The sequence below is a fragment of the Amycolatopsis sp. VC5-11 genome (genome assembly GCF_037034185.1).
Lineage (GTDB): Bacteria > Actinomycetota > Actinomycetes > Mycobacteriales > Pseudonocardiaceae > Amycolatopsis > Amycolatopsis nivea.
The window spans coordinates 12,880-34,115 of record NZ_JBAGKF010000005.1; the positions used below are offsets into that span (position 1 = coordinate 12,880).

General features: G+C 69.3%; 21 protein-coding genes. 14 read left to right on the forward strand and 7 right to left on the reverse strand.

Annotated features, from left to right (window positions below; translation table 11 throughout):
- The first annotated feature begins 8 nt into the window (after positions 1–8).
- Positions 9–1,115 carry an NAD(P)H-dependent flavin oxidoreductase gene (locus WA670_RS17290; protein ID WP_238607539.1) on the forward strand — a complete coding sequence of 369 codons (1,107 nt, stop codon included), beginning with the start codon at positions 9–11 and terminating at the stop codon, positions 1,113–1,115.
- Positions 1,116–1,118: 3 nt separating this feature from the next.
- Here the strand turns inward: WA670_RS17290 and WA670_RS17295 are convergent, their stop codons facing one another.
- On the reverse strand, positions 1,119–2,012 hold the full coding sequence (locus WA670_RS17295; RefSeq protein ID WP_238607538.1) for an alpha/beta hydrolase: 894 nt from the start codon (positions 2,010–2,012) through the stop codon (positions 1,119–1,121).
- Between the two features lie 61 nt (positions 2,013–2,073).
- Between WA670_RS17295 and WA670_RS17300 the strand changes: the two genes are divergently transcribed.
- Entirely contained in the window at positions 2,074–2,535 is a 462-nt protein-coding gene (locus tag WA670_RS17300; RefSeq protein ID WP_134668182.1) for a MarR family winged helix-turn-helix transcriptional regulator, read from the forward strand.
- A gap of 499 nt (positions 2,536–3,034) precedes the next feature.
- Here WA670_RS17300 and WA670_RS17305 read toward each other — a convergent pair whose 3' ends face one another.
- Positions 3,035–3,844, reverse strand: coding sequence for a S1 family peptidase (locus tag WA670_RS17305; RefSeq protein ID WP_043829269.1), 810 nt, complete (start codon positions 3,842–3,844; stop codon positions 3,035–3,037).
- Positions 3,845–4,137: 293 nt separating this feature from the next.
- Positions 4,138–5,355, reverse strand: a complete 1,218-nt coding sequence (locus WA670_RS17310; RefSeq protein WP_336158274.1) for an APC family permease — start codon at positions 5,353–5,355, stop codon at positions 4,138–4,140.
- A 75-nt stretch (positions 5,356–5,430) separates the two neighbouring features.
- On the opposite strand from WA670_RS17310, the gene WA670_RS17315 reads away from it, so the two are divergent.
- The 11 genes from WA670_RS17315 (at position 5,431) to WA670_RS17365 (ending at position 14,147) form a co-directional block, all read left to right on the forward strand.
- A complete protein-coding gene (locus tag WA670_RS17315) occupies positions 5,431–6,207 on the forward strand; it encodes a GntR family transcriptional regulator (protein WP_043829271.1) in 777 nt (258 codons plus the stop codon).
- Between the two features lie 55 nt (positions 6,208–6,262).
- Positions 6,263–6,643: a DoxX family protein gene (locus WA670_RS17320; protein ID WP_037810020.1), complete on the forward strand. Its 381-nt coding sequence runs from the start codon at positions 6,263–6,265 to the stop codon at positions 6,641–6,643.
- 105 nt (positions 6,644–6,748) lie between these two features.
- Positions 6,749–7,867 (forward strand): TIGR03364 family FAD-dependent oxidoreductase, encoded by a 1,119-nt coding sequence (locus tag WA670_RS17325; RefSeq protein WP_134731157.1) that lies wholly within the window; start codon positions 6,749–6,751, stop codon positions 7,865–7,867.
- The gene (locus WA670_RS17330; protein ID WP_336158448.1) at positions 7,861–8,547 is read left to right on the forward strand and encodes a phosphonatase-like hydrolase; all 687 of its coding nucleotides are present in this window, start codon (positions 7,861–7,863) and stop codon (positions 8,545–8,547) included. Before WA670_RS17325 ends, WA670_RS17330 begins: the two co-directional genes overlap by 7 nt.
- Complete coding sequence (locus WA670_RS17335; RefSeq protein WP_134731155.1) at positions 8,544–9,578, forward strand: 2-aminoethylphosphonate ABC transporter substrate-binding protein; 1,035 nt, start codon at positions 8,544–8,546, stop codon at positions 9,576–9,578. The genes WA670_RS17330 and WA670_RS17335 overlap by 4 nt, the downstream gene beginning before the upstream one ends.
- A complete protein-coding gene (locus WA670_RS17340; RefSeq protein ID WP_037810023.1) occupies positions 9,575–10,642 on the forward strand; it encodes an ABC transporter ATP-binding protein in 1,068 nt (355 codons plus the stop codon). Before WA670_RS17335 ends, WA670_RS17340 begins: the two co-directional genes overlap by 4 nt.
- Complete coding sequence (locus WA670_RS17345; RefSeq protein WP_037810025.1) at positions 10,639–11,502, forward strand: 2-aminoethylphosphonate ABC transporter permease subunit; 864 nt, start codon at positions 10,639–10,641, stop codon at positions 11,500–11,502. The genes WA670_RS17340 and WA670_RS17345 overlap by 4 nt, the downstream gene beginning before the upstream one ends.
- Positions 11,480–12,277: an ABC transporter permease gene (locus tag WA670_RS17350; RefSeq protein ID WP_134731153.1), complete on the forward strand. Its 798-nt coding sequence runs from the start codon at positions 11,480–11,482 to the stop codon at positions 12,275–12,277. The genes WA670_RS17345 and WA670_RS17350 overlap by 23 nt, the downstream gene beginning before the upstream one ends.
- Before the next feature lie 74 nt (positions 12,278–12,351).
- Complete coding sequence (locus WA670_RS17355; protein ID WP_107050943.1) at positions 12,352–12,840, forward strand: hypothetical protein; 489 nt, start codon at positions 12,352–12,354, stop codon at positions 12,838–12,840.
- Between the two features lie 44 nt (positions 12,841–12,884).
- Positions 12,885–13,385, forward strand: a complete 501-nt coding sequence (locus WA670_RS17360; protein WP_235146630.1) for a hypothetical protein — start codon at positions 12,885–12,887, stop codon at positions 13,383–13,385.
- Positions 13,386–13,709: 324 nt separating this feature from the next.
- Positions 13,710–14,147, forward strand: coding sequence for an SRPBCC family protein (locus WA670_RS17365; protein WP_037810029.1), 438 nt, complete (start codon positions 13,710–13,712; stop codon positions 14,145–14,147).
- An 18-nt stretch (positions 14,148–14,165) separates the two neighbouring features.
- Here the strand turns inward: WA670_RS17365 and WA670_RS17370 are convergent, their stop codons facing one another.
- The 4 genes from WA670_RS17370 to WA670_RS17385 all read right to left on the reverse strand — a co-directional run bounded on the left by WA670_RS17370 (position 14,166) and on the right by WA670_RS17385 (position 19,916).
- Positions 14,166–15,827: a fumarate hydratase gene (locus tag WA670_RS17370; RefSeq protein WP_037810030.1), complete on the reverse strand. Its 1,662-nt coding sequence runs from the start codon at positions 15,825–15,827 to the stop codon at positions 14,166–14,168.
- 852 nt (positions 15,828–16,679) lie between these two features.
- A complete protein-coding gene (locus tag WA670_RS17375; protein ID WP_037810032.1) occupies positions 16,680–17,711 on the reverse strand; it encodes a sigma-70 family RNA polymerase sigma factor in 1,032 nt (343 codons plus the stop codon).
- A 277-nt stretch (positions 17,712–17,988) separates the two neighbouring features.
- Positions 17,989–18,414, reverse strand: a complete 426-nt coding sequence (gene dtd / locus WA670_RS17380) for a D-aminoacyl-tRNA deacylase (protein WP_037810034.1) — start codon at positions 18,412–18,414, stop codon at positions 17,989–17,991.
- Positions 18,411–19,916: a class I SAM-dependent methyltransferase gene (locus WA670_RS17385; protein WP_336158275.1), complete on the reverse strand. Its 1,506-nt coding sequence runs from the start codon at positions 19,914–19,916 to the stop codon at positions 18,411–18,413. Before WA670_RS17385 ends, dtd begins: the two co-directional genes overlap by 4 nt.
- A gap of 19 nt (positions 19,917–19,935) precedes the next feature.
- On the opposite strand from WA670_RS17385, the gene WA670_RS17390 reads away from it, so the two are divergent.
- On the forward strand, positions 19,936–21,228 hold the full coding sequence (locus WA670_RS17390; protein ID WP_037810035.1) for an amidohydrolase: 1,293 nt from the start codon (positions 19,936–19,938) through the stop codon (positions 21,226–21,228).
- Positions 21,229–21,236: the final 8 nt, after the last annotated feature.

Below are 21,236 nucleotides of genomic sequence, written 5' to 3' on the forward strand. Positions count from 1 at the left end.
GAGGGCGCATGCGCACATCGTTGTGCGACCGGTTCGGCATCGAGGTGCCGATTTTCGGATTCACCCCGTCGGAACACGTCGCGGCCGCGATCAGCCGCGCGGGCGGCATGGGCGTGCTGGGCTGCGTCCGGTTCAACGACGCCGCCGAACTCGACGCGGTGCTGTCCTGGATGGACGAGAACACCGACGGAAAGCCTTACGGCGTCGACATCGTGATGCCGGCGAAGATCCCGTCCGAAGGCACCCAGACCGACCTGAACGAGCTGATCCCGCCGGGACACCGGGAATTTGTCGATAAAGTGCTGAAGGACCTCGCGGTCCCGCCGCTGCCCGACGACACCGACGAACGCGCCGGGGTGCTGGGCTGGCTGCACTCGGTCGCCCGGTCCCATGTGGACGTCGCGCTGAACCACCGGATCAGCCTGATCGCCAACGCACTGGGCTCGCCCCCGGTCGACGTGATCACCCGAGCCCACGACGCGGGCGTCCCGGTGGCAGCGCTGGCGGGCAAGGGCTCGCACGCGGCTCGGCACGTCGACAACGGCGTGGATCTCGTTGTCGCACAAGGACACGAGGCAGGCGGCCACACCGGCGAGATCGCGACCATGGTGCTGGTGCCGGAAATCGCGGACGCCGTGGGCGATCGCGCCCCGGTCCTGGCAGCCGGAGGAATCGGCTCCGGCCGCCAGGTCGCCGCCGCGCTGGCACTGGGCGCTTCGGGTGCGTGGATGGGCTCGTACTGGCTCGCGACGCAGGAGTACCTCCAGACCATGCCCGAATCGGAGGCGATGCAGGACGCACTGGTCGCGGCGACCTCCGCGGACACCGTCCGGACGCGGATCTACACCGGCAAGCCAGCCCGCCTGCTGAAGACCCGCTGGACGGAGGCCTGGGCGGCGCCGGGTGCGCCGGAACCGCTGCCGATGCCGTTGCAGAACCTGCTGGTTTCCCACGCGCACAACCGGATCCACGCCGCCGCGGACCCGTCGGTGGTGTCGATGCCGGTGGGCCAGATCGTCGGCAGGATGGACCGGGTCCGCCCGGTGGCCGACGTGATGGCGGATCTGGTGCAGGGGTTCGACGAGACGGTGTCCCGGCTGGACAAGCTCCGCTGAGCTTCAGGCGAGGCGCTGCTTGACGAAGAGGGCGGCCCGGTCGAGGGCTTGCCCTGCTTCGTCGAGGGTGTCGGTGAAGGTTTGGAAGACGTGCGGGACGTCGGCGGTGATGTCGAGGATCACGTCGACGTCCGCCTCGCGGGCGCGTTTTGCCAGCCGGACCGAGTCGTCCAGCAGGACCTCGTTCGTGCCGACCTGCAGCAGGATCGGCGGGAAGCCGGTCAGGTCGGCGTGGACCGCCGGGGCGAGGAGCGGCTGGGCCGGGTCCGCGCCTGCCAGGTACAACTTGCCGGTCTTGCGCAAGCTTTCCCCGGTGAAGAAGGGGTCGGCGGCTTCCTTGTCCGCCACGGACGCTCCGGAATGCGTGTGGTCGAGTCCCGCCGAGAACGCGACGATCCCCGCAGGCATCGGCAGTCCCGCGTCGCGCGCGGCGAGGGTGGTGGTGACGGAGAGACCGCCGCCCGCGGAGTCGCCGGCGAAGACGATCGAGGACGGGTCGTTGTCTTCCAGGAGGCTGCGGTAGGCGGCGAGGCAGTCCTCGATCCCGGCCGGGAACGGGTGCTCGGGCGCGAGCCGGTAATCCAGCGAGAGCGCGCGGATTCCGGTGCGCAGGACCAGGTTCGCGGTCAGCCCCATCGCGGTGTGCGGCGAACCCAGCGCGAACGATCCGCCGTGGAAGTACAGGATCGTGCCCGGCCGCGGCGTGCCCGGAGGTTCGACGAGGACGGCCGGTCTCCCGGCGAGCGTGGTCGGAGTCTCGCGATGTTCGGCCGGCACGGGGTACTGGCTCATGAACGCGGCGAACCCGGCCCGCATCTGATCGATCGAAGTCGCTTCGGGCCGCTCCGGTGCGTTTCGCAGTTTTTCGTCCACCGCGCGGCGCTGTTCCCTGCTCATGGGGTCCCCTCAGGATTCCGTGGAAGTATATGCCGAGGCATCTAATGCTAGACTATATGCCATGGCAGGTACTTCGGCAAACGAGCAGTTCTTCGACCATCTCGTGCGCTGCGAGACCCGGATCTACAACGCGCTGACGGACGGTCTCAAGGCCGAGCACGGCATCGGCGCGTCGCAGTTCGAATTCCTGCAGTACCTGGGACGGCATCCGCAGTCGCGGGTCGCGGACCTCGCGGTGAACTTCGCCGTCGGGATCGGGGCGACCAGCAAGAGCGTCGACCGGCTCGAAGCACGCGGATGGGTGCGCCGGGTGCCGAACCCGGAGGACCGCCGGTCGTCGCTGCTCGAGCTGACTCCCGCCGGACGCGAGCTGGCCGAGGCGATGGAGAAGACGTTCCAGGACCAGCTCGAGCTGCTGATCGGCTCGGTGGTGGGGGAGGACCGGGTCGCGGAGGTCGTCGCCGTGCTCGCCGAGCTGCGGGGAGTGCTGGAGGAGCGGGGAGCGGGGCTTCCTGCGGGCTAGGTTTCGCGGGTTCTGGTGGCGGGGTTGGTTCCGACGCGGCGGCGCGGAACTCGGCGACTCCGGGCGGGTTGCCAGCGTGGCATCGCAGGCTTTGTCTCAGACGGAGGTTCGCGAGCTGTGCCTTCCAGCAGCAGTCCAGGCCTCTCCGCTTCTGCGGCGTGCCTGGCACAACGCCGCGCAAGCCGGGTGCGGAACCCCGGCGGAGTCCGTGCCCGGCTCGTCACTGCAGGGGTCAGATTCTGCGGCGTGCCTGGCACAACGCCGCGCAAGCCGGGTGCGGAACCCCGGCGGAGTTCCGTGCCCGGCTCGTCACTGCAGGGGTCAGATTCTGCGGCGTGCCCGGGACAACGCCGCGCAAGCCAGGCGCGGAACCCCGGCGGAGTTCCGTGCCCGGCTCGTCACTGCAGGGGCCAGATTCTGCGACGTGCCCGGCACAACGCCGCACAAACCGGGTGCGGAACCCCAGCGGAGTTCCGCACCCGGCTCGTCGGCGCAGGGGTCAGATCTTCCCGGCCGCCGCGGCGATGTCGGAGGCGAACGTGCTCACCTCGGTGTACACGCCGGGTGCGTGGGCCCTGGCGCAGCCGTCGCCCCAGCTGACGATGCCCACCTGGATCCATTCGCCCGCTCCGTCGCGGCGGAACATCGGGCCGCCGGAGTCGCCCTGGCAGGTGTCGACTCCGCCGGTGTCCAGCTTGCCCGCGCACAGTTCCGCGTCCGGCTTCAGGTCGGCGTAGTCGCCGCCCTGGGACTGGCACGTCGAGTCGTCCACGAAGGGGACCTCGGCCTTCAGCAGGTAGCGCTGCTGCGCGCCGCCTTCCTGGGCCGCGCCCCAGCCGGCGATGGTGAAGGTGCCGGAGTTGTTGTCGGCGTTCTTCGCGATCGGCAGCGTCGGGATTCCGCTCACCGGGCTCGCCAGCTTGATCAGCGCCCAGTCGCCGCCGGTGGAGTCGTACGTCGGGGAGCGGTAGACGTAGGTCGAGCGCACCTTTTTCGCGCTCGAGCTCTGCAGATCGACCACGCCGAGCGTCGCGGTGATCGACGAGTCCGCTCCGGTGCGGTCGACGCAGTGCGCGGCGGTCAGCACGATCTGGTCGGTGTACAGCGCGCCGCCGCAGCCCATCGAAAGCCGGACCATCCACGGGAATTCCCCTTGGTCGGCGCGGGTCCCGCCGACGACCTGAGGCTCCGCACCCGGCGACGGCGGCGTCGACGCGACGGCGGGTGTCGCCAGTCCGGCGGCGGCCGCGAGTGCTGCCGCGCCTGCCAGTACTCGCGTGAGCATGCTGAAGTTTCGCTTGTCGGCCAAGGGGATTGTCCTTCCGGTGTCCACAGTGGAGCTTCCGCTCCCGGGGGCGGGGAGGTGTCGTGCGTGACGAATCGACTACACCAGAGCGGCGGTAAGTGGACAACCAACTTTCTTCGGATCTTTCGGATTCTTCACCGGATCCGGCAGATTTCGCCGCCGCAGACGACGCGAAAAAGCAGCCTTGACCTGGGGATGTAGGAGAATCGGAGTAACCCGCCGGAGACGGCGCGAGGGGGACTTTCGCGCACCGCCTGCTGCGCACGAGCCGGAATCCCGTGCGAGAAAGCCAAAACTCAGCGCGCAACCCCTCGGCGGCGCACCAAGTACGCCACCACTCCGAGCCCCAGCACCAAACACCCGCTGATCACCGAGGCGACCGGCAAACTGAACGCCAGCACCGCGCACCCCGCCAGCCCACCGGCCGCGACCACCTTCGGCGCTGCTCCCTCGTCCCGGCGCAGCGTCAACGCCGAAGCGTTCGCCACGGCGTAATAAGCCAGCACCGCGAACGACGAAAACCCAATCGCACCACGCAAATCCGTCGTCGTCGCCAATACCGCCACCACCACGCCCACCGCCAGTTCAGCCCGATGCGGCACCGAAAACCGAGGATGCACCGCGGCCAAGAACCGAGGCAGATGCCCGTCCCGCGCCATCGCGAGCGTCGTCCGCGAAACGCCCAGCACCAGCGCCAGCAACGATCCCAACGCGGCCACCACGGCACCGACACGAACCACGAGCGACAGCGACGGCACGGCCGAAGCGAGCGGATCGGGACTCGCGCCGATCCCGTCCGGCCCCAACGACACCAGCAGCACCACCGCCACCACGGCGTACACCACGAGCGTCAGTCCCAAAGCGAGCGGAATGGCGCGCGGAATCGTGCGGGCTGGATCGCGGACTTCCTCGCCCAGCGTGGCCAGCCGGGCGTAACCGGCGAATGCGAAGAACAGCAATCCGGCGGCCTCGAGCACGCCGCCGCCGTGAAACGGAGTCCACGGCGAAACGTGCGGGCCGGAAAATCCGAAAACCGCGACCAAGGTAAGCACGAGGAGAGTGATGCAAACGATCACCCGGGTAGCCAAAGCGGACCGGTGCACGCCGAGATAGTTCACGCCAGTGACCAATCCGATCACGCCCACCGCGAGAATGCTCCGCCAAGGCTGGCCGAGCCCGGGCGCGGCGTAAGCGACGACGGTCAAGGTCATGGCCGCGCAGCTCGCCGTTTTCCCAGCGACGAAGCCCCAACCCGCTAAGTATCCCCAAAATTCACCCAGGCGAGCGCGTCCGTACACATACGTGCCACCGGATTCCGGGTACAGCGCGGCAAGCCGGGCGGAAGAAGTCGCGTTGCAGTAGGCGACCAGCGCGGCCACGGCGAGCGCGGGCAGCAATCCCGCACCCGCGGCGCGCGCGGCCGGGGCGAACGCGGCGAAAACGCCCGCGCCGATCATCGAACCGAGTCCGATGAATACGGCGTCGGCGAGGCCTAACCGGCGGGCCAAAGGCATTGCGGGGTCCTCCCGTGGGGTCAGTTCGCGAGACAGCGAACCACGCGCCGCGCGACTGGCATAGGCTCGGGTCTCGTGCCCACGTCTTCGCCGCTGTCCCGCCTGTCCGCCGACGGACCGGTCCGCGACGGCATCCCGGATCACGGCCGCGTGCCGCGCTACTACGCGGTGAAGGTCGAACTGCTGGCCGTCATCGCTGAACTGGGCGAGGGGAGCGCGCTGCCCACGGAACGCGAACTGTGCGAACGGTTCGAGGTATCCCGTGCGACGGTCCGGCAGGCGGTCGGCGAGCTGGTCCTCGAAGGCCGGCTGTCGCGACGGCAGGGGAGCGGCACGTACGTCGCCGCGCCGAAGCTGGTCCAGCCGCTCGCGCTTGTCAGCTACACCGAAGGCCTGCGCCGCCAAGGAATCCGGCCGGGGCGCACGGTGATCACGCTCGAACGCCGCGCCGCGGGCACCGGACTGGCCGCCGACCTGCGGATCGAACCGGCCGCCGAGGTGATCCACCTGGAACGCGTCCTGCTCGCCGACGACGAACGCGTCGGCCTCGAATCGACCTTCCTCCGCGCCGACAGGTTCCCCACGCTGCCGGAGGATTTCGACCCGGAGCAGTCGCTGTATGCGTATCTGCGCGACGAACTGGGTGTCGTCTTCGACGGGGCCGAGGAACGCGTGGAGACCGTCCTCGCGACGCCCCGCGAGGCGCTGCTCATCGGCACGAACCCGGCGCTGCCGATGCTGCTGATGCACCGCGTGTCGTGGGGCCCGGACGGCGAGCCGTTCGAGCGGGTCCGGTCGCTTTACCGCGGGGACCGGCTGAGTTTCGTCACGCGACTGAGCCGCGTCGAGTAGCTGTCACAGTCCGTTCCGCCGGTTCGTTCCCTCTGCATCGAACGGAGGGACAACCATGGACATCGCATTGTGGACCGCGCAGGCGGCTCTCGCCTTGCTCTTCGCTTTGTCCGGCGTGCTGAAGTCGGCGATGTCGCGCGAGCGGCTGCTCGAAACGGGGCAAACCGGGGTGGCGGCCTATCCGATGCCGGTCGTGCGCTTCACCGCGATCTGCGAACTCCTCGCGGCGGCCGGTCTGATCCTGCCCCGGCTGACCGGGATCGCCCCGGTGCTCACCGGGTGGGCGGCGGTCGGCCTGGCCGTGGTGATGATCGGGGCGATGGCGGGGCACGCGCGGCTGGCGGTCACGGAACACCGCCCGAAGGAGTACCGCAACGTCGCGGCGAATGTCGTGATCCTGGCGGTCTGCGTGTTCGTCGCAGTCGGCCGGCTCTGAAGATAACGGAACGGTAACTCATCTGGTCCAATATTCGAGGCTGCTTCACCTGGCGTTCCCCGTGCCGACAGGCTCCGTTGAGCGCGGGCGGCGACTGTTGCGGCCGTGCGAATCCTCATCGTTGGCGGCGGCGTGCTCGGCACCCAGCACGCCTGGCAGGCCGTGGAACGCGGCCACGAAGTCCTTCAGCTCGAACGCGAGCCGGAGGCGCGCGGAGCGTCGGTCCGCAACTTCGGGCTGGTCTGGGTCGGCGGGCGGGCTGCCGGTCCGGAGCTGGAGACGGCGGTGCGCGCCCGGGAACTGTGGGAGCGGATCGGCGAACGCGTGCCCGCGCTGGGTTTCCGGCCCAACGGCTCACTGACGGTCGTCCGGACCGACGCTGAGCTGGCTGTCGCGCAGGAGGTCGTCGCCGGGCCGGAGGCGGCGGAGCGCGGCTTCAAGCTCCTCGACGCGAAGGAAACCCGGGCGCTGAACCCGGCTTTGCGCGGCAACTTCACCGGCGCGCTGTGGTGCGAGCGCGACGCGGCGGTCGAACCGCGGACCGCGCAGCCTGCGCTCCGTGAAGCGCTCAAAGCGAGCGGGCGTTACGAGTGGCTGCCGGGCCGCGAGGTGCGGAACCTGACCGAAAACGGCGTCGTGGACGATCACGGTGAGCGCCACGAAGGCGACGTCGTGGTGTTCTGCACCGGCGCGTGGCTCGGCGGGCTGGTCCGCGAGATCGCGGGCGAGATCCCGGTGCGGCGGGTCCGGTTGCAGATGGCGCAGACCGAACCTCTCGACGAGCCGTTGCCCACCAGCGTCGCGGACGGCGACAGCTTCCGGTACTACCCGGCCTACCGCGGCGCCGCGCTCGACGTGATGAACGAAGGCCAGCCACAGGGCGAAATCGCCGCGCAGAACGCGATGCAGCTGCTCATGGTGCAGCGCCGCGACGGCTCGCTCACCATCGGCGACACGCACGAGTACGCGCAGCCGTTCTCCTTCGACGTCACCGAAGACCCGTACGAACACCTCGCCGAAGTGGCGGGTGCCCTGCTCGGCCGTCCGCTGCCGCGAATCCGCCGCCGTTGGGCAGGCGTCTACGCCCAGGCAACCGACTCGGCCGCGGTGGTGCACCGGGAACGGTTGTCCGGCAACGCTTTCCTCGTCACCGGTCCTGGCGGCCGGGGAATGACCTGCTCGCCCGCAATCGCCGAAGACACCGCAAAGGAGCTGGGCTGGTGACCACCGAACTCGTCGTGCTCGACATGGCCGGAACCACCGTCGCGGACGACGGACTGGTCGAACGCGCCTTCACCGCGGCGATCGCCGCCGCCGGAGTGTCCGAAGAGGACGAACAGTACGCCGGAATGCTCGACTACGTTCGGGAAACCATGGGTCAGTCGAAGATCACCGTGTTCCGCGCGCTGCTCGGCGACGAAGACCTCGCCCAGCGCGCGAACGCCGAATTCGAGGGCTCGTACGGACGGCTGGTCGCGGCCGGGGAGTGCAAGCCGATCCCCGGTGCCGAGGAAACCATCCGCGGCCTGCGGGAGAACGGCATCCGGGTCGCGTTGACCACCGGATTCGCGCCCACGACGCAGCGCGCGCTGCTGGACGCGCTCGGCTGGCACGACCTCGCCGACCTCGCGCTCGCTCCCGGCGACGGCGTGCGCGGCCGGCCGTATCCCGACCTGATCCTCGCCGTCGCGCTGAAACTGCAGGTCACCGACGTCCGCAACATCGCGGTGGTCGGCGACACCCCCACCGATGTCCGCACCGGTCTCGCCGCCGCCGCCGGAATCGCCGCCGGAGTGCTCACCGGCGCCAGCAACCGCGCCGACCTGGAAGCAGCAGGCGCGACCCACGTTCTCGACTCCGTCTCCGCCCTCCCCGCCGTACTCGAAGGAGCCACCCAGCCATGAGAATCCGGAAAGCGACCGTCGTCGCTCTCGTCGCGGCCCTCGCCGGCCTGCTGTCCGCGTGCGGCGGCACGGCGGGCGGCGCGTCCGGCGACCAGACCGTCACCGTGTACACCGCGGACGGGCTCGAGGACTGGTACAACGCCCGGTTCGCCGAGTTCAAGCAGCAGACCGGGATCACCGTCCAGGCCGTCACCGCCGGTTCCGCCGAGGTCGTTTCGCGTGTGGGCAAGGAAAAGGCCAACACCCAGGCCGACGTCCTCGTGACGCTCCCGCCGTTCGTCCAGCAGGCGGCGAAGGAAGGCCTGCTCGCGGCGTCCGCGCCGAAGGGCGTCGACCAGGTTCCGGCCGCGCAGAAGGACCCGCAGGGCCGCTACTACGCGATGATGAACAACTACCTGAGCTTCATCTACAATCCGCAGCAGGCAAACCCCGCCCCGAAGACCTGGAACGACCTTCTCGACCCGAAGTACAAGGGCAAGCTCCAGTACTCGACGCCGGGCGAAGCGGGCGACGGCACCGCGGTGCTGCTGCAGGCCCAGCACGTGTTCGGCGAGCAGGGCGCGCTCGACTACCTCGGTCGGCTGCAGGCGAACAATGTCGGGCCGTCGTCGTCCACCGGCAAGCTGCAGCCGAAGGTCGCGAAGGGCGAGATCCTGGTCGCCAACGGAGACCTGCAGATGAACCTCGCCGAGATCGACAAGAGCGGCGGGTTCTCGGTGTTCTTCCCGGCCGATGCGCAGGGCAAGCGGTCCACCTTCGCGCTGCCGTACTTCGCCGGTCTGGTCAACAACGCTCCGCACGCGGACAACGCGCGCAAGCTGCTCGACTTCCTGTTCTCGCCGGAAACCCAGGTGAAGGCCAGCGACGCGTACGGCATCCCGGCCCGCTCCGACGTCAAGCCGCAGGGCCCGAAGGCAGAGAAGATCACCGCCGCGATGTCCGGAGTGGACATTTGGACCCCGGACTGGAACTCCGTCCTCGGCCGTCTCGACGCCGACCTCACCGCGTACCGGAAGGCCACCGGACTGTGACTCCGGCAGTAGAGTTCCGCGGCGTATCCGTCCACTTCGGAGCGACGCAAGCGCTTGCCCCGCTGGATCTCTCGGTAGCGCGCGGCGAAACCCTCGCGCTGCTGGGGCCGTCCGGTTCCGGCAAGTCGACCGCGCTCAAGGCGCTCGCCGGGTTCCTTCGGCCGAGCGCCGGACGGGTGCTGCTCGACGGCCAGGACGTCACCGATCTGCCGCCGCATCGGCGCGGTCTCGGCGTGGTGGTGCAGAGCTACGCGCTGTTCCCGCACCAGCGGGTCGCCGACAATGTCGCGTTTGGACTGAAGGCGCGGAAGATGCGCCGGGGGGACGTGGTGAAGCGCGTCGGCGAGGTGCTGGAACTGGTCGGGATGAGCGAGTACGCGCGCCGGTATCCCCGTGAGCTGTCCGGCGGGCAGCAGCAGCGGGTCGCGCTGGCGCGGGCGCTCGCGATCCGGCCCAACGTGCTGTTGCTCGACGAGCCACTGTCCGCATTGGACGCCGCGCTGCGTGAGGACATGGTCGCGGAACTGCTGCGGCTGCGGGCCGAATTGCCGGACACGACGCTGATCTACGTCACTCACGACCAAAGCGAAGCGCTCGCGCTCGCCGACCGGATCGCGGTGCTGCGCGACTCCCGGCTGGTCGAACTCGGTCCGTGCGAACAGCTTTACCGCCGTCCGGCCACCGAGTTCACCGCGAGCTTCCTCGGCGCGGCGAACCTGATCCCGGTCGAACTGGTGCGTGCGGACGGGACTGTCGCGACGGTCCGGCTGGCCGGGCGCGAGCTGTCCGCCGAACCGTCCGGCACGCTTCAACCGGAGCGGCCGGTGGCGCTCGGCGTGCGTCCGCACCGGATTTCGGTCGGCGAACTCGGACCGGGCACCTTCCCGGCGCTGGTGCGCGGCGTGCAGTGGCGCGGTTCCGGATACCGGCTCGACCTGCGGCTTACCGACGAGGTGTGCGACATTCGCGCCGAGGTGCCGGACAGTCCGGTGCTGCCCGCGGTCGGCGACCGGGTCGGAGTGTCCATTCCGGACGGTTGCCCGTTGGTGGGGGTGGGCGGATGACCGGCCTCGCCCTCGGCACCGCCGCGGTCGCCCCGGCCCGCCGCAGCACGCGGCCCCGCCGGTACCGGATCGGCTGGCTGCTCCCGCCCGCGATCGTGGTCGCCGGGTTCTTCGGCTATCCGCTGGTGCTGGTGATCCTGCAGTCGTTCACCGCGCAGGACGGCAGTTTCGGGCTTTCGGTGTGGGCGCAAGTGCTGTCGTCGCCGGAATTCGGCCGCGCGGTGTGGCAGACAGTGTTGCTGGCCTTGGGTTCCACCGTCGGTTGCGTGCTGCTCGGCGGATTTCTCGCGCTGGTTGTCGCGTTCGTCCCGTTTCCCGGGGCGACGCTGCTCGCCCGCCTCGTGGACACGGTGCTGGCGTTCCCGTCGTTCCTGATCGCGCTGGCCTTCACCTTCCTTTACGGCGGCGCGGGAGTCTTCGGCACCGCCGGGTTTCTGTACTCGCCGTGGGGCGTCCTGCTCGCCGAGATCACCTTCTACACGCCGTTCGTGATGCGGCCCGCTCTTGCGGCGTTCAACCAGGTTCCGTCGGCTCAACTGGATGTCGCGGCGAGCCTCGGCGCGCGGCCGGGCCGGGTGCTGTGGCGCGTGGTGCTGCCGGAAGCGTTGCCGTCGCTCGCGTCCGGTGCGTGTCTGGTGCTGCTGTTGACGATGAACGAGTTCGGCATAGTGCTGTTCCTCGGCGCCAAGGGCGTCTCGACGTTGCCGATGCTGGTGTACGGCAAGGGAATCGTCACGTTCGACTTCCCGGCCGCATCCGTGGTCGCGGTGGTGAACGTGGTGCTGTCGCTGGTGCTCTACACGGTTTACCGGCGAGTCGTCAGGGGAGGAGGCCGTCGTGCTGCTGTGGACGCGGCGTAGCCGGTTGCTGGTGTGGCTGGTGTTCGGCGTGGTTTTCCTCGGGGTGGTGGCCGCGCCGCTGGTGATGATCGTGCTGGCGTCGTTCGCCGGAAGTTGGACGGGCGTGCTGCCCAGCGGACTCACCGGAGCGCATTACGCCGACGCGCTGTCCGGCGAGACGTTCGCGAGCTTGTCGGTGAGCGTGCAGACCGGGGTGATCACGTCACTGGTCTCGGTGGTGCTCGGCACCTGGGCCGCGCTGGCCGTCGACCACGCGCCGCCGCGGCTGCGCCGGATCGCGGATTCGCTGTTCCACCTCCCGATCGCGGTGCCGTCGGTGGTGCTGGGGCTCGCGTTGCTGGTGGCGTTCAGCCGTCCGCCGGTGGCGTTCAACGGCACGCGCTGGATCGTCCTCGCCGGACACTTGATGATCCTGCTGCCCTTCGCGTACAGCACGGTTTCGGCCGCGCTGCAACGTGTTGATCCGCTGCTCGCGCAGGCCGCGGCGAGTCTCGGCGCGCGTCCGTTGCGAGTGCTGGTGCGCGTGCGGTTGCCAGTGCTGCTGCCCGCGATGTCGGCTTCGGCCGGTTTGGCGCTGGCGATGTCGATGGGCGAATTGGGCGCGACGATGATGCTGTACCCGCCCGACTGGCGGACGCTCCCGGCGACCATTTTCTCCCTCACTGACCGGGGACAGGTGTTTCTCGCGTCCGCGAGCACGGCGCTGTTGCTGGTGGTGACACTGGCCGGGGTGGTGCTGCTGGGGCTGGTGCGGGGGAAGGCTGCGGCCCGGTGAAATAGTTTCCCGCCCGGATGCAACCTTCCGGGGCGCGATTCCGTCCGCGTTGCATGCGGACTACAGGGAAAATCGTGGGAGCGAGCGCGCTGCTGCTGACGGTCGCGGCGTGCGGGGGCAACGGAACCGTGGCTGCGCCGGTTTCCTCGGGACCGCCAGCTAGTTCGACGTCGGTTTCCTCGCCGCCGTCTTCTTCGCCGTCGGTCTCCCCGCCGCCGGCTTCAGCGCCGCCGAAGAGCCGTCCGACGCAGGGCGTGCCGCCGGGGGACACTGCGCCTGCTGCCGGGCAGATCAACGCCTCGGCCCTTCCGGCTGGCTATCCGCACGATGTCACGCTCGCTGAGGGCGGCTCGGTCGTGGTGATCCACGCCGAGGAAGGCGGATGCGACAAGCTCAGCGCGAAGGCGGGGGAGCAGACGGCGACTCAGGTTGTCGTGCTGGTGACGCTCACCAAGGCGCCGCACGGGCAGATGTGTCCGATGCACATCCGGGAGATTTCGTTGCCGGTACGGCTCGCCGCGCCGCTGGGCGGGCGGGAATTGGTATTGAAGCCCGGTCCGTGAAGATCGGGTGCAACCCGGCGGGGCGGTCGGTCCGTCCAGGGATCATGAGGTACTCGACGAAGCTGATCGGAACGACACGACTGGCGGGCGCGGCACTGGTGCTCACGATGGCAGCCGCGTGCGGCAGTCCGACGAGCATGGCGAACGCACCAGCGTCCGGGACCGAGACTGCGCCGCCGAGCGGCAGTGCTTCGGCGCCGCCGTCGTCGCCGGGCAAGCCCCAGTTCAACCCGCCCGCGGGGGCGGTGCGGGTTCCGGACAAACAGGTGGACGGGGCTGCGTTGCCTAAGACGTTTCCCAAGGAGGTTTATTCGGACAGCGGGGGGAAGGTGCTCGTGGTGCGGGCTGAGGAAGGCGGGTGCGGGCATGCGCTTGGGTCCGCTGTGGAGCAGTCTGCGCAGCGGGTGGTGGTGGATTTGAGCGAGACCAAGGCGCAGACCGGGCAGATGTGCACGATGGATTTGCGGCATCCGGTGATTTCGGTGCCGTTGGGGGCGCCGTTGGGGGAGAGGACTGTGGTGTTGAAGCAGTCTCCGCCTCGGTGAGGTCGTGGGGTGAGGGGTCGGACGGCTTCGTCGGGGGGTCGTTCGGCTCGTCGCCTGGCGGCGACATTGCGCCTTGAGGTTGGCCACCACCCCTCAGCCTGATTGTGACTACGGCGCGGAGGTGCTTGTCAAGGCGGGAAAGATGCCTTGACAAGCACCTCCGCGCCGTGTTTTTGGCTGTGTATCGGGGTTGGGGGGGTGTGGCTGCCTTGATCGTTGGGGTGCATCGGGTGCGGGAGGGGGTGGACTTCCTTCGGAAGTCCACAGTGGACTTGTTTGTGTGCGTCGATGGCAGGGGGAGGGGTGCGGCCTTAGGCTGCGTGAATGGGTACTCGCCAGGTTTCGCGCAGTGCTGTTGTTGCTGCGGCGCCGGAACGGATTTTCGCGTTGCTCGTCGATCCGGCGCAGCATCCGCTCATTGACGGGTCGGGCACGGTGCGGGCCAGTCAGGGGTCGGCGCCGGCGCGGTTGTCGTTGGGGGCGCGGTTCGGCATGGAGATGCGGATGGGGGCGCCGTACCGGATTCAGAACACCGTGGTCGAGTTCGAGGAGAATCGGCTGATTGCTTGGCGGCACTTCTCCGGGCATCGGTGGCGTTGGCTGCTCGAGCCGACCGAGGACGGGCGCACCGAGGTCACCGAGACCTTCGACTGGTCTACTGCTCGGTCGCCGCTGGCTATTCGGTTGCTCGGGTTTCCCAAGCGCAACGCCGAGGCCATCGAGAAAACTCTCGCCCGGTTGGGCGGGATGTTTCCCGGATGACCTCGGCGTCGGCCGGAATCAGCGGAAGCTGATCTGCAGGACCGGTTCGCTGGTTTCGGAGAAGAAGTCGTTGCCCTTGTCGTCGATGACGATGAACGCGGGGAACTCTTCGACCTCGATTTTCCAGACCGCTTCCATGCCGAGTTCGGCGTACTCGAGCACGTCGACCTTCTTGATGCAGTCCTTCGCCAGCCGCGCGGCCGGGCCGCCGATCGAGCCGAGGTAGAAGCCGCCGTGTTCCTTGCAGGCCGCGGTGACCTGCTTCGAGCGGTTGCCCTTCGCCAGCATCACGAGCGAACCGCCCGCGGCCTGGAACTGGGCGACGTACGAGTCCATCCGGCCCGCGGTCGTCGGGCCGAACGAGCCGGACGCGTAGCCGTCGGGGGTCTTCGCCGGGCCCGCGTAGTAGACCGGGTGGTCGCGGAGGTACTGCGGCATCTCCTCGCCGGCGTCGAGGCGCTCGGCGATCTTCGCGTGGGCGATGTCGCGCGCCACGACCAGCGGGCCGGTCAGCGACAGGCGCGTCTTCACCGGCAGTTGCGCCAGCTGGGCGCGGATCTGGTCCATCGGCTGGTTCAGATCGACCGACACGACCTCGTCGGACAGGTCTTCCTCGGTGACGTCCGGCAGGAAGCGGGCCGGATCGCGCTCGAGCTGTTCGATGAACACGCCCTCGCTCGTGATCTTCGCCTTCGCCTGGCGGTCGGCCGAGCAGGACACCGCGACGCCGACCGGGCAGCTCGCGCCGTGCCGGGGCAGGCGGATCACGCGGACGTCGTGGCAGAAGTACTTCCCGCCGAACTGGGCGCCGATGCCGAACTGGCGCGTCATCTCCAGCACCTGCTGCTCGAGGTCGCGGTCGCGGAACGCGTGGCCCAGCTCGGAACCCTCGGCGGGAAGGTTGTCCAGGTAGCGCGCGGAAGCCAGCTTCGCGACCTTGAGGTTGAACTCGGCCGACATGCCGCCGACGACGATCGCCAGGTGGTACGGCGGGCACGCGGCGGTGCCCAGGCTGCGCAGCTTCTCGTCCAGGAACCGGGCGAGCCGCTTCGGGTTCAGAACCGCCTTCGTTTCCTGGTACAGGAACGTTTTGTTGGCGCTGCCGCCGCCCTTGGCCATGAACAGGAACTCGTACGACGGGTCCGTCGCGTCGGTGTCCTTGTGGTACAGCTCGATCTGCGCCGGGAGGTTCGTGCCGGTGTTGCGCTCTTCCCAGAAGTTAATCGGGGCCATCTGCGAGTAGCGCAGGTTCAGCTGCTGGTAGGCGTCGAAAATGCCCTGAGACAGCGCGCGCTCGTCGTCGCCGCCGGACAGCACGCCCTCGGTGCGCTTGCCGATGACGATCGCGGTGCCGGTGTCCTGGCACATCGGCAGCACGCCGCCTGCCGAGATGGCCGCGTTGCGGAGCAGGTCCATCGCGACGAACCGGTCGTTGCCGCTGGCTTCGGGGTCGTCGACGATCGCGCGCAGCTGCTGCAAGTGTGACGTACGCAACAGGTGCTGGATGTCGGTGATCGCCGTGCGCGCGAGCGTCGTCAGCGCTTCCGGATCGACCTTCAGAAACTTCCGCCCGGCGGCTTCGACGGTCTCGACGCCGTCGGCGGTGACCAGCCGGTATTCGGTGGTGGTGTCCTTGCCGAGCGGCAGGACTTCGGTGTGCTGGAACGTGGTGGGCGGCACAGCGAGGCTCCTTTGCCCTGATCGGGATTGGCTCACGGTACTCAGCGGGTTCCGCCCGGTCGCACGGGCGCGGGGACGCTGTGGGATAGCGCACGCCAGCGGTGCTTCCCGCGGGTTTCGGGCAGGCATGGTCGGGAGGCCGGGCCCACCCCGACGGACCCGACCTCCCGGGGAAAGCGGACCGGATGCGCACACACCCGCCCCGCGTGACCAACGGGACCCCCGCCGGCGCGTTGACCGGACGCCGCACAGCGGGGGTCGCGAACGCTTGCTACCCACTGCCCAGAACCGCCAAACGCGAACGAGACGCGAATTCCACGAACGGGTGCGCGGAGTGGTGACGGGGTTGCGGTGGGTGTCAGGACGAATCGGGTCAAGGGGAGGAAACGGGGCACGGAAGGTGGAGGGTGCGCTCAGAAGGGGCTTAAGTGGCTGGTGAGGCTCAAGTGGCTGGTGGGGCTGGTGGTGTTGATGAGGCGATTTGTCGGCAATTCGACGTTGCCCTCGGCGGGGCAGCGGTCAGGGCGGCAGGCGGGGGAAATCGGGGCTGGGCACGACAAAACCCCCGGTCCGAAAGCCGAACCGAGGGTCTTGCGCAACCAGCGGCACGAACCGCTGCCCATCGAAACAATCTGTGGTCGAAGAGTCCCCGTCCCGCCTGACCGGGCCCCACCCGGTCCCCACGGAAAACCCTGACCGTGCCTGTCCGCGTGCTTGCCGCGGCCGGGCTCACCGGACCCCGCGCCCGGTCAGTCCGCCGCGCCAGCCCGAATGCTCGCTGACCGGCTTCTCCGCCCTCCCCGGAACCCGGAACCCGAGCCCGAAACCCCGGGTCCGGAGAGGGAAGAAAACTCAGCTGGCGTACGCCCGCAGCCGGTCGGCGCGCTCGCCCTGGCGCAGCTTCGCCATGACCTCGCGTTCGATCTGCCGCACGCGTTCGCGCGACAGGCCGAAGTGCTTGCCGATCTGGTCGAGCGTGCGCGGCTGGCCGTCGTCGAGGCCGTAGCGCAGGCGGATGACGTGCTGTTCGCGGTCGTCCAGCGTGGCCAAAACCCGACGGAGGTCGTCTTGCAGCAGGCCGGAGATCACGGCGCTCTCGGCGTCGGTCGCCTCCGAGTCTTCGATGAAGTCGCCCAGCGGGGCGTCTTCCTCGGTGCCCACCGGCATGTCGAGGCTCACCGGGTCGCGCGACTGGTCGAGCAGGTCCGAGATCTTGTGCACCGGAATGCCCGATTCGGCGCTCAGTTCCTCGTGCGTCGCGTCGCGGCCCAGCTGCTGGTGCAGGTCGCGGCGGATCCGGGCCAGCTTGTTCACCTGTTCGACCAGGTGGACCGGCAGCCGGATGGTGCGGCCCTGGTCCGCCATGCCTCGGGTGATGGCCTGGCGGATCCACCACGTGGCGTACGTGGAGAACTTGAACCCCTTGGAGTAGTCGAACTTCTCCACCGCGCGGATCAGGCCCAGGTTCCCCTCCTGGATCAGGTCGAGCAGCGGCATGCCCCGTCCGGTGTAGCGCTTCGCGAGCGACACCACGAGCCGGAGGTTGGCCTCCAGCAGGTGGTTCTTCGCGACGTGGCCGTCGCGGACCAGCGCGCGCAGTTCCTTGCGGCGCTGCGGCGTGAGGCCCTCGGCGGTGTCGAGCATGTGCTGGGCGAAGACCCCGGCTTCGATCCGCTTCGCCAGCTCGACCTCGTCGGCCGCGGTGAGCAGCGCGGTCTTGCCGATGCCGTTCAGGTACACGCGCACCAGGTCGGCGGCGGGGCTCTGGGCGTCGAGGTCGGCGTCGGTGAGCGCCCCCACGCTCACCCGCTCCTCGGTCTGCTGTGCTGGAATCCCGCGCTCGCGAATCCCGCGCGCTTCGCGTTCGAGAGTCTGGACTGACATTCTGCCTCCCCGGTCACGGGCTGAACGTGTCTCGCCGGCGCCTGCGGGACGGGGCCTGTGGAATCCCGTGTCCGCGGGCCCAGCCGGCTTGGCTGGACACTGGTCTCAACGCTCCGGGTAGGTGAAACGTTCCCGGCTCGCTGAAATGAGGACGGGCGTACCCGCCTCGCGGTTGCTCCACCAAAACTGAGGTTTTGCTGAGAACCGCTGCGCTCCGGGGAATGCGCTCGAATCGCGCTCCGTGCCTTCGATGTTACGCGGCCTTCTCCAATGTGGTCTAGACCTCAACGAGAACGGTGAACGGGCCGTCGTTCACGCTTTCCACCGCCATCTCCGCGCCGAACCGTCCGGTCGAGACGGTCGCGCCGCGGCCGCGCAGTTCCGCGACCACGGCGTCCACCAGGGGTTCGGCGATTTCCGGCCGGGCGGCGGCGGTCCACGACGGGCGGCGGCCCTTGCGGGTGTCGCCGTAGAGCGTGAACTGCGACACCACGAGCAGCGGCGCGCCGGTCGTCGCGCACGATTCCTCGTCGCGCAGCAACCGGAGCTCGTGCAGTTTGCGGGCCATCGTTTCGGCTTTCCCGGGATCGTCGTCCCGGTGCACGCCCAGCAGCACGAGCAGTCCGGGTTCCTTGATCTCTCCGGCAATCTCCCCCGCGACGGTCACGCTCGCGCGGGTGACCCGCGCCGCCACCGCCCTCACCGCGGCGAACCCGGCACGAGCATGCCGTGCCGCACAAGTTCGCGGACGATCGGCAAAGCGGCGGCGGTCAGTTCGGCCGAATCGAGGCCCTGCGCGGCGGACAGCAGGTCCAGCAGATCCGACAGCGGCAACGCGCCGCGGCAACCCGCGAGAAGGCGCGTGGTGAGTTCGTCGACCTCGTGCTGCCAACCGGGTCCGTCGGTGCGATGCAACCGCCGCACGGTTGTTTCCCAGCCCTCATCTCCGGGAGAGTCGACGCGTTCGAGCAGCACTGTCTCGGGTACCCGAAACGCTACGTCCAACACATTGTCGCCGTGCGTACGCAGCCACTCGACGCGGTCGAGCCAGTTCGCTGCTTCGGGGCCCAGCGGGTCGTCGTAAGCCTGTCGCAGATCTTCGCAGACAACAGTCGGCGTCTGACCGTTCGCGCGCCGCAGCGTCACAAAGCCGAATCCGATGCCCTGTACGTCGTTTTCGGTGAACCAGTCGAGCCACGCGGCGGCTTTCGCGCGGCCTTCGGGTGAGCGTGGGTCGATGCCTTCGTCGCGAAGCCAGGTGCCGACGTACAGCCCGGGGTCGGCGACGTCGCGCTGTACGAACCAGGCGTCGGTCTCAGGCGGCAGCCAGCGCGCGACGCGGTCGCCCCAGTCTTCGCCGCGACGGTGCAGCCACGACGCGAGGAGCTGACCCGTGCCGCCGTCGTTGAGGAAGCTCGGCAGCTGACGGACGACCAGCGCGCTCGCGTCGTCGCCGGCCAAGCCGGAGTCGCGGTACGTGTAGTCGACGCGCGGCGGACCGACCACGAATGGCGGATTGCACACGATCTGGTCGAAGCGGCGGCGCGCGACGGGCGCGAACCATTCGCCGCGCAGCAGTTCGACGTCAAGCTCGTTCAGCCGGAACGTGCCCGCGGCCAGCGCGAGCGCGCGGGCCGACACGTCGGTCGCGGTGACTCGCTGCGCGTGCCGGGTCGCGTGCAGCGCTTGGACGCCGTTGCCGGTGCCCAGGTCGAGCAGGGTGCCGACGGGGCGGCGGCTGGTCGCGCGGATCAGGCTCAGCGACGCGTGCCCGACGCCGAGCACGTGGTCCTCGGGCACGACGTGGCCGAGCATGTCGGCGTCGAGGTCGGAGACGACCCACCACGAACCGTCCTCGTCGCCGTGCGGGCGGATGTCGAGCGCGGCGCGGAACTCGTCCCCGGCCGTCCGCAGGATGCCCGCGGCCACCGCCTCGTCCGCGCTGAGCGGGGCGAACGCCGACGAGACGGCCTTCTCCGGCTCGGCGAGCCCGAGCAGGAACAGCCGGATGAAGACGCCGAGGTCGCCGGCGTCGAGGCTCGCGCGGCGGGCTGGTTCGGGCTCGCCGCGGCCGAGCGCCGTGTGCGCTGCGCCGCCGAGCGCGTCGACGACGCCGTCAGCGTCGTAGCCGGTGCGTCGGAACGCTTCGCGCAGCCGCGCGCAGACGTCGTCGGAAAGGTCAGGAAGAGGCGTGTTCGTGCTCACGGTGGGTAAGCCTGCCACGATGAGCATCGTGACCACCGAGACCACCGAGCGTGTCCTGGCTCCGCTTGAAGCGGCACTGCCGGAGCTTGAAGCGCTGTACGTCGATCTGCACCGTCATCCCGAGCTGGCGTTCACCGAAACCCGCACGGCAGCCGAGCTGGCCCGACGGCTGACTGAAGACGGCTTCGAGGTGCACACCGGCATCGGTCGCACCGGTGTAGTCGGCGTCCTGCGCAACGGCGAAGGACCGACTGTGCTGCTTCGTGCGGACATCGACGCGTTGCCGGTCGAGGAGCAGACGGGGCTCTCGTACGCGAGCACTGCGCGCGGCGTCGACTCCGAGGGTCGCGAAGTGCCGCTGATGCACGCCTGCGGGCACGACATGCACGCGACGTGGCTCTCCGGTGCCGCGCATCTTCTCGCGGCTTCGCGGGACGAGTGGTCCGGCACGCTGCTCGCGCTGTTCCAGCCTGGGGAAGAGGCCGGGGACGGGGCTGCCGGAATGGTCCGCGACGGTCTCTTCGACCGGGTCGGCCGTCCCGACGTGGTCTTCGGGCAGCACATCGTGCCTGGTCCGGCCGGGTGGGTGCTGACCCGGCCGGGCGTGATCATGGCGGCGACCGACACCTTGCGGATCACCCTGCACGGTCGCGGCGGGCACGGGTCGCGGCCGGAAACCACAGTCGATCCGGCGGTGCTGGCGGCGTCCGTGGTGCTCAAGCTGCAGACGATCGTGTCGCGCGAGATCGCGGCGACTGAGCCTGCCGTGGTGACTGTCGGCTCGATGCATGTCGGGACCGCAGCGAACGTGATTGCTGACCATGCCGTGCTCGAGGTCAATACCCGTGCCTTCGACGACGCCGTGTTGGTGCGGCTGCGCAAGGCGATCGAGCGGATCGTGAACGGTGAAGCCGCGGCCGCGGGGGCCCCTCAGCCGCCGACGGTGGAGGTCGTCGCGTCCTATCCGGTCACGGCGAACGACACTGCCGCGTCGGACGAGTTGACTGAGGTGTTTCGCGGGCACTTCGGTGCGGAGGCGACGATGCCCGCGCCGCTGGTCACCGGCAGTGAGGACTTCAGCGAATTCGGCCGGGCGGCCGGGGTGCCGTCGGTGTTCTGGCTGGTCGGAGGGTTCGACGCGCAGCAGGTGATCACGGCGATGACCGAGGGGCGGTTCGAGACCGACGTGCCCTCGAATCACTCGTCCAAGTTCGCCCCGGTGCTGCACCCGACACTGCGGACCGGGGTCGAGACGCTGGTCGTCGCCGCGTTGTCCCGGTTTGCCCGCCCGGGTGTCGCGGAAGGCCGGTGAGTGAGACG